Raw genomic sequence first — 17,062 nt, forward strand, 5'->3', positions numbered from 1 at the left:
GCGCAGCGCCACCTCCGGGACGCGCGTCCCCACCCCCCCTCGACCCCGGACGGGGTCGCAGCGAATCAATCCGACGTCGGTGCCGCAGTCCGCGTTTGCAAAAGAGTTGATCGGGCGGCTCGTCCCCTCGGGGAAGCAGGCCAACTTCGAGGGCTCTGGCGTGATTTGCTTCGACACCCTTCGGGGTCGTGTCAGCCGGGGGCCGGATGTCCGGAGGTGTCGCTGCGCTCACCTCCGGCTACTGGCTTTGACCCCGCCGGGGTCATGCCGCGTACATCGGCGTTGAAGCTGTTAACGGAACGGCGCGAGCCGTCCGGCCTCGGTGTGACGCAAGCCTAAGAGACCGGAGGGCTCGGGCCCTGCCGCCAACCAAAAGAACTCGTTTGTTGTCACCGCCGAGTGCCAGCGAACCGAGTATCCACGTCGGCGTTTGCTGCGTGGTAAACTGCCGCCGAGTTTTTTCCCCGACGAAATGCTGAGGTCGCCGAACGAATGCCTGCCAGCCGTATCCGTTTTCTTCGTGCAAGGGTCATTGCCAGCACACTCGCTCTCGTATTACCGGGACTTCATCCGGCAACCAAAGTCTGCGGCCAAGACCCGGCGCCGATCGATTTGGTGCTACGCAATGGCATCTTGCACCTCGGTGATGGCAGCCCTCCTACGACAGGTGACGTCGCGATATCCGGTGACAAAATCGTGGCCGTCGGCGAGATTGATCCGGGCCGTTCGCCGATCCGCGAAATCGACTGCACCGGTCTGATCATCTGCCCCGGTTTCATTGACCTGCACAATCACAGCGACGGCGAGATTCAGGAGAAGGAAACGGCGTCGGGCATGAACTATCTGACGCAAGGTTGCACGACCCTGGTCACCGGCAACTGCGGCAGTGGTCCGGTCGACGTCGGCCGGTATTACGATGAAATCGACGAGCGAGGTGCCGGTCCGAACATCATGCACTTGTTGCCCCAGGGCAGCCTGCGTCGCAAGGTCATCGGTAGCGAACAACGCAGCGCAACCGCCGACGAGCTGCAAGAAATGCGCCGGTTGGCCGAACAGGCGATGACTGACGGAGCGTGGGGAATGTCGACCGGGCTGATCTATGTCCCCAGCTCGTACGCTGATACCGACGAACTGGTCGCGATTGCCGAAGTGGTCGCCGAGCACGACGGAATCTACGCCAGCCACATCCGCAACGAGGGCACGGGATTGCTCGATTCGGTGACCGAAGCCTTGGAGATCGGCAGCAGGGCGAAACTTCCCGTCCACATCTCGCACTTTAAATCCTCCGGCCAAGACTCCTGGGGACTGGTCCGCAGGGCCGTCGAACAAATCAACAAGCGACGCGGCGAAGGGCAAGTCATCACCGCCGATCAGTACCCCTACACCGCATCGAGCACGTCGCTCGGTGCGACCTGCATCCCCGCTTGGGCACGCGCCGGAGGACGCAAAGAGATGATCGCGCGGATCGACAAGGCCGATGAGCAAACCAAGCGGATCATCAACGCCATCGGCAAGAAACTTGAAATCACCGACAACGGGCATCGCATTCAAATCGCCTCCTATGCGGTCCAACCGGACTGGGCAGGACGCCGACTAGACGAAATCGCCGCCGAGCAAGGTGTCGACACACTGGATCTGGTCCTGCAGATCGAGCGCAGCGGCGGCGCGTCGGTCGTCAACCACAGCATCAATGAGAGCGACGTGCGGTTCGTGATGCAGCAACCCTGGGTCGCGACGGCGTCGGACGGTTCGGCGAAGTTGCCGTCGGGCTCGGTGCCGCATCCTCGCAACTACGGCACCTTCCCACGACGAATCGGCTACTACGCCCATCGTGAAAAGGTCATTCCCCTGGAACAGGCGATCTACAGTGCGACCGGATTGCCGGCGGAGATTTTGGAAGTCCAGGATCGAGGATTTCTTCGTGTCGGGTACGCCGCGGATATCGCCGTCATCGATCTGGACGCCTTTATCGATCGGTCCACCTTCGTCAATCCGCATCAGTACAGCGATGGGTTGGTGCACTTGTGGGTCAATGGCAGACCGGCGATCGCTGATGGCAGGGCGACAGGCGGCTTGGCCGGCCGCGCGATCCGCAAGAGCATCGATGACCAATAAACCTCAATCACGATCAACCATGAATTCCCCGACTTCCGCTTCCCGATCTGCCGCTGGTCCGTCAGCCCGGCAGTGCCTCTGGCGTTTTTTTGATCTGGCCGTTCTGGCCGTCCTGCCTTGTGTCGGCTTGGTCGCCCAGGACAAACTTTCGGATGACTTGGCCGGACGCATCACGCCACTGATCAGCGACTACCAGGGTGATGTGGGAGTCGGAATCAAGAATTTGTCCGGCGACGGAGAATTTTGGTACCGCCGCGATCAGCCGATGGCAACGGCCAGTCTGATCAAGTTGCCGCTGCTGGTCGCAACGTACCAACAAATTGATTCGGCGACCTTGGATCCCGCCCAATTGATCGAGTTGACGCGCGAGGACAAAGTGCCCGGCTCGGGGATCTTGACCCGACATTTCAGCCCGGGATTGAAGCTTCCGCTGATCGATGCGATTCGGTTGATGATCCGTTACAGCGACAACACGGCGACCAACTTGGTGATCGACCAGGTGGGGCTGCCGACGACCACTGAATCGATGAAATCGCTCGGGCTGCTTCACACGCAACTTCATGCCAAGGTCTATCGCCGCGACACGTCGATCGCTCCGAAGCGTAGCCAACGGTACGGGCTGGGCAGCACCTCGGCCGCCGACATGATCACCTTGCTGGAAGGAATTCATACGCATCAAGTCGCCAGCAAGTCATCTTGCGAGGCCATGATCGCACATCTGTTGAGCTGTGATGACCAGGTCAAATTGCCGGCGGGACTGCCATCGGGAACCAAAATCGCGCACAAAACCGGCGGCGTCTCCTCGGTTCGTACCGACGCGGGGATCATCTATGGTCCCGGTAAAGACCAAGCGTTTGCCATTTGTGTGTTGACCGAGAACAACAAGGATCGCGGTTGGTCGGCCGACAGCGCGCCGCATCGATTGATCGCCGACATCGGCCGCGCCGCCTACCAAGCCTTTTACGGAAACGACGACTCCGCCGACTCGGCCGAATCCACGCGGCTCAAACTGGGGGCCCACGGTGACTTGGTCGAGTCGCTGCAACGCACCCTGAACGCACGGATGACGCCGTCGCCCGGACTGTCGATCGATGGCGACTTTGGACCGATGACCGAAGCGGCCGTGATGCGTTTTCAGGAATCGAAGCAACTGCGATCGACCGGCATTGTCAACGAAGAAACATTTGCGGCACTGGGGACGTTGATCGATCAAGACGAAGCGGTCCCTGAGCCCGCGACGTTGAATTCTCAGTGGCCCGAAAAGGAACCCGCCGATCCACTCCAAGACGCTCCGTTCGTCACCGCCAAAGCGTGGGCGATCGTCGACGCGGCTAGCGGCGCGCTGATCGCCGGCCATCATGAAAACGACCCGCGACCGATGGCCAGTACCACCAAGCTGATGACCGCCATGGTGATTAGTGAATTGGCCAAACATGATCCGGGCATCTGGAGCCAAACGGTCACGTTTTCCAAACGCGCTGACGACACGATCGGTTCAAGCACGCGGCTCGGTGTCGGCGAGTCGCTGACCGTCGAGCAACTAATGTATGGGCTGTTGTTGCCCTCGGGGAACGATGCCAGTGTTGCCTTTGCCGAACACTTCGGGGCTCAGCGTGAATTGCTCGCCACCGCGTTTCCCGAGGCAACGTGGACGGCAACCGCGGCCTACGATCGCTTCATCGAAGCGATGAACGTGTTGGCGGAGCGCCATGATCTGCAACACACGACGTTTGTCAATCCGCATGGCTTGACCGAACCGGGACACCAGGCCAGCGCGAGTGATCTGGCCAAACTGGCTGTCGCGGCGAGTTCACGTGAGAAAATCATGCGTGTCGTCGCGACTCCGCAATACGGCTGCGTCGTAACCGGTCCCGGCGGCTATCAACGTAACGTCGCGTGGTACAACACCAACCGACTCCTGAAAATCAACGGCTACGAAGGCGTCAAGACCGGTACCACCGGTGCTGCGGGCGCGTGCTTGATTGCCAAGGGAACACGCGATGGACAGTCGCGGATCGTCGTGGTCCTCGGGTCGACCTCCTCGGATGCCCGCTACAGCGATACGCGCAACCTGTTTCGTTGGGTCTGGAATCGCTATCTTTCGGGCCAGGCGGACACGGACCGCCGGTAGCAGACATCAGCAAGTCGCTCGAAAACCGGCCAACCGCGCGACGCGGGAGCGCGTGTTGCGACCCGAACGCTGCCGTCGACCGATTCCCTATTTACCTGAATCAATCCCTTGAACGATCATCCCTACGGCTGGTTCAGCTTACTGCCCCCGCTGGTCGCCATCGTGCTGGCGATGGTGACCAAGCGGGCCGCGTTGTCGCTGTTGATGGGCATTTTTTGCGGCGCGTTGATCACCAACGGCGGTGACCCGATCGGGGCATTGGTCGATTTTTGCGAAGTCCATTTGTGGCCGACTCTGGCCGACCCCGGAAAGCTGCGAATCTTTTCCTTTACCCTGCTGATGGGGGCGATGATCGGCGTGATCAGTCGCAGCGGCGGGATGCTGGGGCTGATCCAATTAATTTCCCCGATCGCCAAAACACGGCGGGGCGGACAACTGACGACGTGGATGCTGGGATTGATCGTCTTCTTTGACGATTACTCCAATACCGTCTTGTTGGGCGGCACCCTGCGACCGCTTTGTGACCGGCTGAAAATCTCACGGCAAAAACTCGCTTACATCGTCGATTCCACGGCGGCACCGATGGCCAGTTTGGCGCTGCTGTCGACCTGGATCGCCGTCGAGATCGATTACATCGCCGAAGGACTCGGTGACATCGAAGGGGCAAACGTATCGCGCGCGATGGAATTGTTCATCGCCAGCGTGCCGTATCGCTTTTACGCCATTCTGGCGCTCGCCATGGTGCCGATCCTGGCGCTGATGGGACGAGATTTCGGTCCGATGCTGCGGGCCGAAAAAGCAGTGGTTGCCGGATCAGATCAGCGGCTGGACGATCCCGGTTCGATCGCCGACCCGTTGACCGAACCGACCGCGGCGGCGTCCTGGCGTGTCGCGGTCGTTCCGATCGCGGTGACGTTGGCCGTCGTGATCGCGTTGCTGTACACGACAGGAACCGCTTCGCTGCGGTCGGGTTCATCGGAGCCCGCCGGTGATACGCCGCCGCTGCGAGATATTCTCGGTGCCGCCGACTCGAGTCTGGCCCTGCAATACGGTGCGCTGTTGGGTCTGGCAACGATCGCAGTGATTTGTCTGACCCGAAAACTGCTGACGTTGCAGCAGGTCCGCGAAGCCAGCTGGGGAGGCATGAAAATCGTCCTGCCTGCGATCGTGATCCTCTGGACCGCTTCGGCGCTGTCACGGTTGACCGGTGGCAAGTCCGTGGATGGGCAATCCGGCACGTCGTTCGAATTCCAAGACCATCGGCTGTACACGGGGCAGTTCGTCGCCGAAACGATTTTGTCCGGGGCCAGGGTTTCTCCGCAGCAAGACTCGGCGACCCCGCGATCCCATTCGGTACCGATGGTGGTTCGCCTGCTACCCACGATCGTGTTTTTGTTGGCCGCGGTGCTGTCGTTTTCCACCGGCACCAGTTTCGGCACCATGGGGTTGCTGATGCCGATGACACTGACGCTGACCGCTCCGCTGATCGGATTGCTGCCGCCGGACGCTTCGACAACCGATGCGTTGACCCATCCGTTGATGTTGGCGACGATCGCCAGCGTGCTCTCCGGTGCCGTGTTCGGCGATCACTGTTCACCGATCTCCGACACCACCATCCTGTCCTCCCAGGCCTGTGGCTGCGACCACATGGAACACGTGTTGACGCAAATGCCTTACGCGGTCACCGCGGGTACGATCGCGATCGTCGCCGGGACCCTGCCGATCGGTTGGGGCATCAGTTGGGGGTGGCTGATCATGATCCAAGCGATGTTGCTGGTCGGTGTGGTGGCGATCATGGGGAAGCGGACGCCCAATGGCGCGGATGATTGAGTTTCCATTGCGTTTTCCCTGACGTCGCCACCTTCGCCAGCGGGTGGATTTCCCCTGTTCACTGTCTGCGTTCTGGCGACCGCAGCGACATCGAAGCGACCCGTGATTTCGAATCCCCCCCCGAACGAAGCCTGGCGCGGCAGACTATTGATCGTCTTGGCGGCGGTGATGTGGAGCATGAGTGGCTTTTTTGCCAAGGCGCCTTGGTTTGATGGCTGGCCGCCGGAGTCTCGGGGCGTGTTGCTGGCGTTCTTTCGCAGCCTGTTTGCGTTGGTCATTCTGGTACCGTTGATTCGTCGCCCGGAATTTCGGCCAGCGATGATCCCAATGACGGTCTGCTTCGCGCTGATGGTCTGGTCGTTTATGTCGGCCATGGTGTACATCCCGGCGGCCAGCGTGATCTGGCTGCAATACCTCTCCCCCGCCTGGGTCATGCTCGGCGCGGTGACGATTCTCAAGGATCGCGTGCGCGTCGCCGACGTCCGCATGTTCTTGTTCTGCATTGCCGGTGTCGCGTTGATTCTCGCCATGGAACTCCGCAGCGGAGGGAACTTGCCGGCAACAGCCCTGGCCGTCCTGTCGGGAATCACGTTCGCCGGCGTAGTCCTGACGATACGATCGATGAGCGACGTGGATTCGGCGTGGTTGATCACGCTCAATCATGCCGCGACCGTCTTGCTGTTGCTTCCCTGGGCCTGGTCCAGCCACCAAACGATTCAGGTTTCCGCGTATGTCGCACTGGGCGCGTTCGGCGTGATTCAGATGTCGATCCCGTACATCGTGTTCGCCCGTGGACTACGCCGGGTCAACAGCGCCGAGGCCTCAATGCTGATCTTGATCGAACCGATCCTGGTACCGATCTGGGTCTACCTTGCTTGGCGCCACCATCCCTCCTATGACGCGCCTCAGTGGTGGACGCTTGTCGGGGGCGGTTTAATTTTTGTCGGCTTGGTGCAGCGTTATCTGCCCGCGGTGATACGCAACACCAAGCGGCGGTTTTTGTAAGGCGACGCTGTGACGTCGCGGGACAGACGACCGCGGGGCGTCACCGGTTCGGCCCGACCGTTTGTTTGTCGCTGCGATGCGACCGCGTGTTGTGCCGAACCGAGTTCGCTTCGCGGGCCGCGGCTGGGGCCGCAACACCACTGCCGGCCAGATCAAAGACGTGTTGCGTTTCTTTAGCGCGAGCCATCGCGTCCTCATGGCTGCGACCGGCCTCGCGTTGCATGCCGTAAACCCCAGCGCCGATGGTGTTCTTGCTCATCCATTCGATCTCCGCAAGCATCTTTCGCCGCCGTTCTCGTTGCAGACGCTCGGTTTCTTGCTGGTACCGCCACTGATGCGAGCTCCGGTTCGCGCTGTCGATGTCGTTCTTGTAGCGTTTAAACACCTCCTCTTCGTGACGCAATTTGTCCGCCGGATCGCGGTAACACGGCATGAACAACAACGCATCGGCGACATGACCGGGAATGGTCAGATTTCGTTCCTTGAGAATACGCTCCATGACCGCGTAGCGTTTCTTCAAACGCGAGATCTCACGTTCGGTTTGCCGCAATTCCTTTTTCGCCGCGACGCGTCCGGCGGGGGCCTTTTGCTGGGCTTGGCGTTTGAGCTGCTTGGCATCGTTTTCACTCGCCGGTTTGGGCGGCGGAGTCGCCTTGGCTCTTTTGCGCAACGGCGGCGGAATGTAGCCCAGTGGAAACGGACCGTTGGGTCGGCGAACGGGCTCCCCGTTGATCTGCTTGATCGTCCGTGTCAGAGCGCGATGGACGCTTTGCGGAGTTCGACCATACTCATTCCACCACGCGTTGAACGTGACATCCACTTGTGCTTGCGTCAAAAACGTTGACATCGGATTCCCCCACTTGATTCGTCGGCCTGAAAACTCTCCCCTTGTTCATGCGTCCCTCGCATCCTGGTTCAGGCCGCAGGCTCTGCCCGTCAAGGCGCCCCATTTGGCAGAAATCACGACTCCATCTTCTCGCATCGACGATCCCAAAGCAAATTTTTTGGTCGCGATTGGCGAAATCGGCTGTCACGTCTTGATGGCCGACAGTGCCGTCGGCTGACTGACGAGCACTAATAGCCGCGAATTGATGCAAACGTTGGCCGTGTGTTAGACTGACCCGGGTTCGCATGACGGTCAGCGATGGACTCGACCTCGCTCCGGCCACCCCACCATTTCCCGAAACACACGCACCAAATCATGAAATATTTCGCCTACGGCTCGAACTGCAACGAGGCGATCATGGAAAAGAAGGGGGTCGCGTTCACGAGCGCCGAGCCGGCGGTGCTGAAGGGCTATCGATTGCTGTTCAACAAAATGGCGTTGCGGGAGGCGCTGCCGTCCGGAATCGGATTCGCCAACATCAACGAAGACCCGGCCGGCGAAGTCGAAGGCATTCTCTACGAGATTGCGGATGATCATTTGGGGCGTTTGGATGAATCCGAACGCTATCCCGATCACTACGGACGGATCGAAGTCACCGTGTCGTCCAAGGACCAGTCGGTGACGTGCATCACCTACCAGGCCCAGCCTGACAAGCTCGCCGACGGGCTGCGGCCCTCCCGCAATTACTTGAACCACATCCTGGCCGCCAAGGATTTTCTGTCCTGGCAATACTTCGAAGCGTTGGATAAATCACAAACCTTCACGGACGATTGCGCCTGCTGCCAAAAGCCCGGTGAAGTCGTGTTTATCAAGGAAGATGATCAACTCCACATGCTGTGCCAACCCTGTCGCGAGGCGCGACTGATCTGGGGCGACACCCGGGGGCGTCGCCTGACGGTGGCCGAGACTCGTGCGATGATGACGCAGTTGGTCGAAGGCGGCCCGGGCTTCAGCTCCGTCAGCGAACTGGTCCAAGCAGCCATCGCGACCAAAGTCATCGATCCCTAAGTCGATCAGGTTTGGATTTCAAATCCCTTGCGGCTTTCGCGCGACAGGAACGAATTGGCTTGTTCGTCGCCGATGATTTCTCGCTTGTCCGGATCCCAGTTGAGTTCGCGTCCCAGCCGCATCGCGATATTGGACAGGTGACAAATCTCCAGCATCCGGTTGTGGGTCCAGACGTCGGAGATCGGTTGCTTCCGCGATTTCATGCCTTCGATGAAGTTGGCGGTGTGGTTCTCGCTGACCGGTCCACCGTACACCGCTTCGACCGCCCCTTCGGGCAGAGGATTTTGGACGAGGTCCTCGACGGGCCGACCGACGATCTTTCCGCGATTGACAAAGAAACGGCCTTTGGTTCCTTCGAACAGAATGCCGTTGTCGCCTTCGCTGGTGATAATCATCTCGACATCGTTGGGCATGTCGACTCGGATGTTGAACTGCGTCGCCGCGTTGTACTGATCGGCGACGGTGGGATGACCGTCCTTGTATTCGACCGGCAACGAGTAATCGATCGGAGCGATTTTACTGGGACCGGTGTCGCTGGCGCCGAGTGCCCAGCACGCGATGTCGACGTGGTGGGCTCCCCAGTCGGTCAGCTTGCCGCCGGAATACTCGTGCCAGTTCCTGAAGGAATAGTGGCAATTGCTGTACAGCGGCACGCCGCCACCGTAGCCTTCGCGCAGCTCGGGGAGCGCTCGATAGTCAACTTTCTGTGCCGGTCCGAGCCAAAGATCCCAATCCAGCCCGTCGGGCACGGGGGCGACGGGAATCTTGGGGGACGCGACCATGCCGTTGATTCCGCAGGTGACTTTGTGGACCGTGCCGATGCGACCGCTGTTGACCAACGCGACCGCCTGCAGGAAGCGTTGTTCGGATTCGGTCCGCTGCATGGTACCGACTTGGAACACGCGTCCGGTTTCTTTGACGACCTTTTCGATCTGTTTGCCTTCGTCGATGGTCAGCGTGAGCGGTTTTTCGCAGTAGACGTCTTTGCCCGCATACATGGCCTCGATCGCGATCTTGGTGTGCCAGTGGTCCGGCGTGGCGATCATCACCGCGTCGATGTCTTTGCGGTCCAAGATTTTGCGATAGTCCTTGTAGGCATCGGGCGCCTTGCCCTGAGCTTTCTTGACTTTTTCGACGTTATCGCCCAGCACGTTCGCATCCACGTCGGCCAATGCGGCGAAGTCGGCAAAACGGAACGATTTTTGAGTGATCGTCCAACCTTGATTGCGAAGACCGATGGTGGCAAACACGGGACGCCCGTTGGCAGATTCGAATCCGACGGCACGGTTGGACGCGGACGGCAGAATGCTCGCCGCGCCGACGGCGGCCATGCCCTGAAGAATCTGACGGCGGGTTGTTCTGCGAGATGTTGACATCGATTGAATTCCTCGGGGCGGAAGCGAATGCAATGAAGGAGGGTGAAGGGGAAACTGTCGGACCGGAAAGACCGTCTGGCGCGGCAACGCACCACCCGTACGAACGGACCGTCACTGATCCGGTTCGTCCAGCATGACCGCTGATTATACTTCGAATATCAGACCGTCTGTTTCGCGATTTGGACTAACCTCGGTACCGTCCCCACGGTCCAAACCACGCTCCCCTTCGTCGCAATGAACCCGCTGAAACGCTTTCGCCGCCCCAGACTTGCCACCCAACCGCCCCAGGCGCACATGACCTGGGCGTCGCAGAGCGTGTCCAGCACCATCACCCGAACCGGGGTGTTCTTAAAAAAACAGCTTTGGGTTTGGCCTATTGTGGCCGTCGTGATCCTGTCGATCGTCGGCTATTTCGTTCGCGATGCCATTGAAACGACGATCAAAGGCAATGTCAGCTCGGGACTGCAGACGTTGGTGGAATTGGAGTCCGAGATGCTCGCCAAATGGTTCACGGTTCAAGAATCGACCGCCGAATCCTTGGCCAACGACAGCCAAGTCCGACAGACCGTCTACAAGCTGCTGGAATCCCCGGAGGCGGGATCGCCGCCCGCTGCCGGAGCCGATTCGGAACTGCACCGTCAGCTGGCGACGGAACTCGCACCCGCGCTTGCGGCGCACGACTTTGCCGGCTTCCTGCTCGCAGACAATCGCAAACGCATTCTCTCCTCGTCCCACGCGTCCCTGATCGGTCAGTCAGGGATCGACGAGTACGACCGATTTTTGGACCGGGCGCTTGAAGGCGAGACGTTCGTGTCGACGCCCTTTCCCAGCGTCGTCATGCTCAAGAACAGTAACGGCCAAACGCGGATGGGAGTGCCGACGATGTATGTCTGCGCCCCGGTGCGTGACGCAGCGTTTCAAGTCGTCGGTGTATTGGCTCTGCAAATCCCCCCGGAGCGTGAATTCACCGAAATCCTGCAACTGGGACGCATCGGATCCTCCGGCGAATGCTACGCCTTTGATTCCGCAGGTGTGATGATTTCCAAAAGCCGATTCGACGAGGACCTGATCCTGCTCGGTCTGTTGCCCGACCAAGCGGATTCGCGTTCCATGTTGCAATTGCTCGTCCGCGACCCCGGTGATGACATGACCCAAGGGTTTCGCCCCGACGTCCGCCGCTCGCAATTGCCGCTGACGAAGATGGCGGCCGAGGCGATCGCGGGACAGTCCGGTTTTGATGTCGATGGCTATCGCGATTATCGCGGCGTGCCCGTCATCGGCGCGTGGACGTGGATGCCCAAGTACGCAATCGGTGTGGCGATGGAGGTCGAAGTCGCACAAGCCTTTCGACCGCTCGTGATTTTGCAACGAGCGTTTCTGGCGATTTACACGTTGTTGATCCTCAGCGCGATCGCCATCTTTGTGTTCACGCTGATCGTCGCGCGGTTGCAGCGTCAAGCCCGCGAAGCCGTGATCGAAGCCCAACAGTTGGGGCAATACACGTTGGAACAAAAACTCGGCGAAGGAGGCATGGGCGTGGTCTACAAAGGCCGACACTCCATGCTCCGGCGTCCCACCGCGATCAAATTGCTGCACGCCGACAAGGTCAACGAAGGCTCGATCGCCCGATTTGAACGCGAAGTCCAAATTACCTGCCAGCTGAACCACCCCAACACAATCGCGATCTACGATTACGGACGAACACCCGAAGGCGTGTTCTACTACGCGATGGAGTATCTCGACGGAATCGACTTACAGCAGTTGGTCAATCAATATGGACCACAGCCAGAAGCCCGAGTCATTCACATCTTGATGCAAATCTGTGGGTCGTTGTTCGAGGCGCATTCCAACGGACTGGTCCACCGCGACATCAAACCCGCCAACGTGATGCTCAATCGCCGCGGATGCCAGCCGGATCTGGTCAAGGTGCTGGACTTTGGTTTGGTCAAGGCGATCGATCAAGACGATCGTCAGAGACCCTCGGACGATGGGATGCTGACCGGAACCCCGCTTTACATGTCGCCCGAAGCGATCCAGGCGCCGATGACCGTCGATTCCAGCACCGACATCTACGCGGTCGGCGCGATCGGCTATTTTTTGCTGACCGGTAAACCGGTGTTCGAAGCCGAGGGGATTGCCCAACTGTTGCAAAAACATCTCGAAGAATCACCGGTGCTGCCGTCCAAACGATCCAAGATCAAGGTCTCCGCCCAATTGGAAGACGCGATCATGGGCTGCCTGGAAAAGACACGGGCCAAGCGACCGCAGACGGCGCGGGATCTGGAACTGCAGCTTTCCCGCTGCCAAGCCGCCGGACAATGGACGATCGAAGACGGCGACCGCTGGTGGGGACGACACGATCGAACGTCCAACGACAAACCGATTATCAGCCCACTTAACGCCCCAATCAACGCCTCGCTCAGCGGCGTCGACCAGGTGGCCAAGATGGACCAAACCCTCGACGTCGACCCCAATGACACGTAGCCCCGCGAATCCGGCAGGGCGATGCGTGGTCAAAACATGAAGTGGTCAAAAAACACCCGCCCTGCAGCGGTCCCCAATCACCAGCACGACTTCATTTTTTGACCAACCTCTCCTTCGGCACCTCTAGTTATCCCGTTGCTGCTTGCTGATCCAGTCGAACAGTTCGGGCGTCGCGTAGGTCGCCGACCAGCAGTTGTGTCCGATGTGTTCGAGGGTCGTGAAGCGGACCTTCTCGCCACCGGCTTGCTTGATCGCGTCGAACATTTCGACGGACCGCTGAAACGGAACCGCTCCGTCCTGGTCTCCATGGAAGATCCAGATCGGCAAGTCCTTCAGCTTCTCTGCATCGGCCGGGTCACCACCGCCGCACACCGGGACGGCGGCGGAGAACCGATCCGGGTGGTCGGCCGCCAATCGCCAGGTCCCGTAGCCGCCCATACTCAGGCCGGTCAGGGCGACGTGGTTTTCATCGATGCTGAGTGTGCTGACGATGTGATCGAGCAGCTCGACGAGCCGCTTCTGTTGCGTGGGGTTTTTCCATGAATCATCGCCAGGGCATTGCGGGGACACCAGGACATACGGCAGATCGTCGCCACGAGCGGCAAAGCGTGGCGGTCCCCATTTCGCGACCAGACTGAGTGGTCCATAGCTTTCGCCGCGACCATGAAGGAACAGAATCAGAGGCTGTTTCGACTCGCCGTCGTAGTCCTTGGGCAGAGACAGCAGGTACGAAATACTGCCGCCGTCGCTCGTCTGCAACGTCTGTTCGATCTGCTTACCCGGAGTCGGCGCGGGAGGCTCTTCGGCGAGGATCGGCCCGGCACTCAAGAGCGCGACAGTCAAGAGGGCAAGAGAAGTGAACACCAGCTTCATGGTCAGGTTCCAAAATCAAAGGGGGAAAGAAGGGCATGTCCGGGGACGTGGCACAAGTTTATCTCATGCGAGCAAGCCGGGGTGTGGTGCGCTTTGAATCGCCGGATCGGGGATCGGAAAAGTGGTCAAGGCCGGCGGGCGTCGCGACGTCTCACAGCCGCCGATAGGCCTCTCTGATCGGTTGTTCCCCGTGCGTGCGTTCGAGCCGTCGGATCGTGAAGTGCGCCCGGGCCAGGTCCTGGTAGTGATCGATGAAGTAGCTGTTGATCAGTGCCCCGCCGACGGCCCCGATCACGGGAATGGCCTGCGAGCTGGAATTGCAGCTTTCCCGCTGCCAAGCCGCCGGGCAATGGACGATCGAAGACAGGGACGACGAAAACGCCGGGAGTTGATCCTTCACCATGCGGAGCGTCCGAATCCGATGTCAATCCAGGCGGCGTCATTCGTGGCGAAGCGCTTCAATCGGATCCATCCGAGCGGCGCGACGGGCCGGATAAAGTCCGAACAACAATCCTACTGCAAAGGAAATGCCAACGGCAAGCAACGGTGACCAGGGATGGATGATGGTCGCAACCCCCCCGACTGACTCCACAAGTCGGGCGCCTGCGAATCCCAACAGAACCCCCAAAGCGCCTCCCATGCCGGTTAGAACGAGCGTTTCGATCAGGAACTGAAAAACGATGTCAGAGCGGCGTGCGCCGAGCGCTCGGCGGATTCCGATTTCCCTGGTTCGCTCGGTCACCGTGGCCAGCATGATATTCATGATCCCGATGCCGCCGACCAGGAGCGAGATCGAAGCGATCGCCGCCAGCACGAGATGAAACACACGTTGGGTTTGTTCAGCCCTCGCTTGGAGGTCCAGGGGAATCAAGAAGGAAACCTCCTTGTCGCGGCCCTCTTGCATCAGGATCGAACGAATCAACTGCGCGACCGGTTGGACCTGATCAGTCGATGGTAACGACACGGTCAGCTGGCTGATCTCGACTTTCTCGGGAAGCTGCAGGCCACCCGGATCCATGACGGTGTTTTCACCAAACCGCATTCGATCGGACTGAAATGGAATGAACACATTTTCGTCATATCTTTCACCCGAGTCCTGGGACACGTCGACTTTCGAGTCGAGTACGCCGACCACGTAGAAGTACTGATCACTACCAATTCGAATGGTCTCGCCGACCGCCGGCGACAGCGGAAAAAGCTGATCTGCCACACCGGCGCTCAACACCGCAACGGCGTGTCGGTCGGTTTCATCCAAGCGGTTGATGAAGCGACCACGCGCAAGTCTTAGGTGATTCAATTCCGCAAACGCGGGCGTCACGCCGATGACACGACCTTCAATCTGATAGGAAAGGTGACGAATCGATCGCCGATGTTCGCGAGTTTGAGAGATCCGTGCGCCGTGCGGCAGCATGGCTGCGATACGACGCAGGTCGCGGTCGGACAAACCGTATCGGATCGCACCGCCGCTATTACCGTCGCGACTGACGGCGGTCGATTTGATGCTCGTGATGATGACATTTTTTGTTCCAAGCTCATTGATCATCGACACCGCTTTCGCCCGCGCCCCCTCGCCCACCGCGAGCATGACGATGACCGAAGCGACACCGAAGACGACGCCCAAGATGGTGAGCAACGAACGCAGCCGATGCAGACGGATCGTCTGAGACCCCAGTCGTATCGTACGCAATAATCGAAACAAATTCACACCAAACTCTTCACCATGGATTTGACTTAATGCGCGGCCGGAGGAACAGATTGTTCACCGTCCTGACCGTGAGTGAAGCGGTGAGCGGCAAGACGGGATCGCGAGTCCAGTGCCACTGCGTCTCCCCGCCCTAATCCGGTCAATACCTCGACGTAGTTCTCCGTGTTCTTGCCCAACTTCACTTCGACGCAATCGAAGCGTTCGTCGGACTGGCGAAAACAATAATAACGACCGGACTGTTGGGCGACCGCGGCAACCGGAACGATCACGCCATCGGATAACTGCCCCACTTGAATCGTGACCTGGGCAGTCATTCCCGGCTTGATACCGGCGTCCGCTGGGAAACCGTCGATCGAAATTGTGGTCGCATATTCTTTCACGCCGCCCGACAACCAGTGTCGCGTAGCATCATAGTACGTCGCAATGTCGACCACTTCGCCTGCCAACGGCAAGTCTGGGAAAGCATCAACTCGGATCTTCGCAGGCATTCCCGTCTGGACCTGTTGAATCTCCGATTCGTGGACGAACGCCATGACTTTCATCTCCGAAAGTTCTGGAAGGCTGAACATCAGCTGCTTGAATCGAACCGCTTCACCGAGTTCGATCTTTTTGTTCTTGTCCTTGGCATAGATCACGGTCCCGTCAACCGGAGCACGCAACTCGCAAAACTTGAGCTGTTCCTCGATCCGTTGAAGCTGCTCACGCTCCAGCTCGGCGGTGGCGATGGCGACCTCCAAATCGGTCTCCGCTTTGCTAATCGCTGCACTGGCGCTGCTGCGGACACGTTCCAACTCGCGGATCGTCTCTTCGGCTTTTGCGGTCAACTCGACCTGTTGGCGTTCCTTCGTAAAGCGTTCGAGCACCTGCAGTTTTTCTTGGTCACGGCTGAGTGCATATCGCGCCCGCTCGACCGCCTGAACCTTGGCTTCAAGCTGTTCGGGCGTGCGGAATCCCTTGCGGACCAGCTTTTCGTAGTGGTCGACCATGTCATGGGCGTCTTGAAGATCTGTTTCAGCCAACGCGATTGATCCACGCAGGTCATTCAACTCGACCTGATACTCGCCCTCAAGATACTTGCGTCGATCTAATTCGGCGAGAGTGACGGTGAGTTGAGCCTCGGCAATTGCGCTGGCCGCGAGATTCCGCTGGATCTTGAGTTCTTCCGCTGCCGCTTTGGCGGCCGCATTGACTTGAGTCACGGTGATCCGTTGCTGAGCGTGACGATCATTGATCTCAGACGGATCGAGTTGGATCACCACATCTCCCGCCCGAACTTGCGTGCCTTCGGGGATCATCTCAACGACCTTCAATGCCGTGCCTTCCACTTCACAGACCACTTCAACGGCCCGCGCGCTCAGCAATTCGCCCCCGGCCAACACGCGATAGGGAATTGAGGTCACACGCGCCACCGCGGTGAGCGGAGTGGGAGCATCCGCGGCGGTCCAACTGGCGAAGGACTCTGCCACGCGATGGCGAAATAAAAACAGGGCGATGCCCAGGGTGGCGACCAGGATCGCGACGACACCCTTGATGATTCCGGAACGCCACCGCAGCGCCCACGCCGCCGCCGGACGGATCGGATCGCGAGACGCCCGCTGTCTTCGATCGTGGCCACCAGGGCGATGCTCGGGCATCCCTTCCTGTTCGGA

General features: G+C 59.6%; 11 protein-coding genes and 1 pseudogene. 6 read left to right on the forward strand and 6 right to left on the reverse strand.

The features are described from left to right. Positions 1-492 precede the first annotated feature (492 nt). The 4 genes from NZK35_RS17715 to NZK35_RS17730 all read left to right on the forward strand — a co-directional run bounded on the left by NZK35_RS17715 (position 493) and on the right by NZK35_RS17730 (position 7,081). On the forward strand, positions 493-2,115 hold the full coding sequence (locus tag NZK35_RS17715; protein WP_259633868.1) for an N-acyl-D-amino-acid deacylase family protein: 1,623 nt from the start codon (positions 493-495) through the stop codon (positions 2,113-2,115). 19 nt (positions 2,116-2,134) lie between these two features. Further along, on the forward strand, positions 2,135-4,246 hold the full coding sequence (locus NZK35_RS17720) for a serine hydrolase (protein WP_259633869.1): 2,112 nt from the start codon (positions 2,135-2,137) through the stop codon (positions 4,244-4,246). 108 nt (positions 4,247-4,354) lie between these two features. Continuing rightward, positions 4,355-6,076: a Na+/H+ antiporter NhaC family protein gene (locus tag NZK35_RS17725; protein ID WP_259633870.1), complete on the forward strand. Its 1,722-nt coding sequence runs from the start codon at positions 4,355-4,357 to the stop codon at positions 6,074-6,076. Positions 6,077-6,178: 102 nt separating this feature from the next. After that, the gene (locus NZK35_RS17730; protein WP_259633871.1) at positions 6,179-7,081 is read left to right on the forward strand and encodes a DMT family transporter; all 903 of its coding nucleotides are present in this window, start codon (positions 6,179-6,181) and stop codon (positions 7,079-7,081) included. Between the two features lie 40 nt (positions 7,082-7,121). Here NZK35_RS17730 and NZK35_RS17735 read toward each other — a convergent pair whose 3' ends face one another. Then, positions 7,122-7,928, reverse strand: coding sequence for a hypothetical protein (locus NZK35_RS17735; protein WP_259633872.1), 807 nt, complete (start codon positions 7,926-7,928; stop codon positions 7,122-7,124). A 354-nt stretch (positions 7,929-8,282) separates the two neighbouring features. Here NZK35_RS17735 and NZK35_RS17740 point away from each other — a divergent pair, with 354 nt between their 5' ends. Continuing rightward, entirely contained in the window at positions 8,283-8,975 is a 693-nt protein-coding gene (locus NZK35_RS17740) for a gamma-glutamylcyclotransferase family protein (protein WP_259633873.1), read from the forward strand. A 5-nt stretch (positions 8,976-8,980) separates the two neighbouring features. On the opposite strand, the gene NZK35_RS17745 is transcribed toward NZK35_RS17740, so the two are convergent. Beyond that, the gene (locus NZK35_RS17745; RefSeq protein ID WP_407699802.1) at positions 8,981-10,306 is read right to left on the reverse strand and encodes a Gfo/Idh/MocA family protein; all 1,326 of its coding nucleotides are present in this window, start codon (positions 10,304-10,306) and stop codon (positions 8,981-8,983) included. Between the two features lie 279 nt (positions 10,307-10,585). On the opposite strand from NZK35_RS17745, the gene NZK35_RS17750 reads away from it, so the two are divergent. After that, on the forward strand, positions 10,586-12,835 hold the full coding sequence (locus NZK35_RS17750) for a serine/threonine protein kinase (protein ID WP_259633875.1): 2,250 nt from the start codon (positions 10,586-10,588) through the stop codon (positions 12,833-12,835). A 123-nt stretch (positions 12,836-12,958) separates the two neighbouring features. Here the strand turns inward: NZK35_RS17750 and NZK35_RS17755 are convergent, their stop codons facing one another. From NZK35_RS17755 to NZK35_RS17770, 4 genes and pseudogenes are all read right to left on the reverse strand, one after another. Beyond that, complete coding sequence (locus tag NZK35_RS17755) at positions 12,959-13,699, reverse strand: carboxylesterase family protein (protein WP_259633876.1); 741 nt, start codon at positions 13,697-13,699, stop codon at positions 12,959-12,961. 160 nt (positions 13,700-13,859) lie between these two features. Further along, positions 13,860-14,021: pseudogene (locus tag NZK35_RS17760) on the reverse strand (EcsC family protein); the annotation flags it as partial. A 126-nt stretch (positions 14,022-14,147) separates the two neighbouring features. After that, the gene (locus NZK35_RS17765) at positions 14,148-15,413 is read right to left on the reverse strand and encodes an ABC transporter permease (RefSeq protein WP_259633877.1); all 1,266 of its coding nucleotides are present in this window, start codon (positions 15,411-15,413) and stop codon (positions 14,148-14,150) included. Positions 15,414-15,439: 26 nt separating this feature from the next. After that, the gene (locus tag NZK35_RS17770) at positions 15,440-17,047 is read right to left on the reverse strand and encodes an efflux RND transporter periplasmic adaptor subunit (protein WP_259633878.1); all 1,608 of its coding nucleotides are present in this window, start codon (positions 17,045-17,047) and stop codon (positions 15,440-15,442) included. Between the last annotated feature and the right edge of the window lie 15 nt (positions 17,048-17,062).

The organism is Stieleria sedimenti (genome assembly GCF_025060895.1).
Taxonomy (GTDB): Bacteria; Planctomycetota; Planctomycetia; order Pirellulales; family Pirellulaceae; genus Stieleria; species Stieleria sedimenti.

Bases quoted from the DNA above. Each gene is read 5' to 3' on its own strand.
- NZK35_RS17720 (WP_259633869.1), top strand. From the start codon at position 2,135: ATGAATTCCCCGACTTCCGCTTCCCGATCTGCCGCTGGTCCGTCAGCC.
- NZK35_RS17745 (WP_407699802.1), bottom strand. From the start codon at position 10,306: ATGGCCGCCGTCGGCGCGGCGAGCATTCTGCCGTCCGCGTCCAACCGT.
- NZK35_RS17735 (WP_259633872.1), bottom strand. From the start codon at position 7,928: ATGTCAACGTTTTTGACGCAAGCACAAGTGGATGTCACGTTCAACGCG.
- NZK35_RS17770 (WP_259633878.1), bottom strand. From the start codon at position 17,047: ATGCCCGAGCATCGCCCTGGTGGCCACGATCGAAGACAGCGGGCGTCT.
- NZK35_RS17740 (WP_259633873.1), top strand. From the start codon at position 8,283: ATGAAATATTTCGCCTACGGCTCGAACTGCAACGAGGCGATCATGGAA.
- NZK35_RS17750 (WP_259633875.1), top strand. From the start codon at position 10,586: ATGAACCCGCTGAAACGCTTTCGCCGCCCCAGACTTGCCACCCAACCG.
- NZK35_RS17715 (WP_259633868.1), top strand. From the start codon at position 493: ATGCCTGCCAGCCGTATCCGTTTTCTTCGTGCAAGGGTCATTGCCAGC.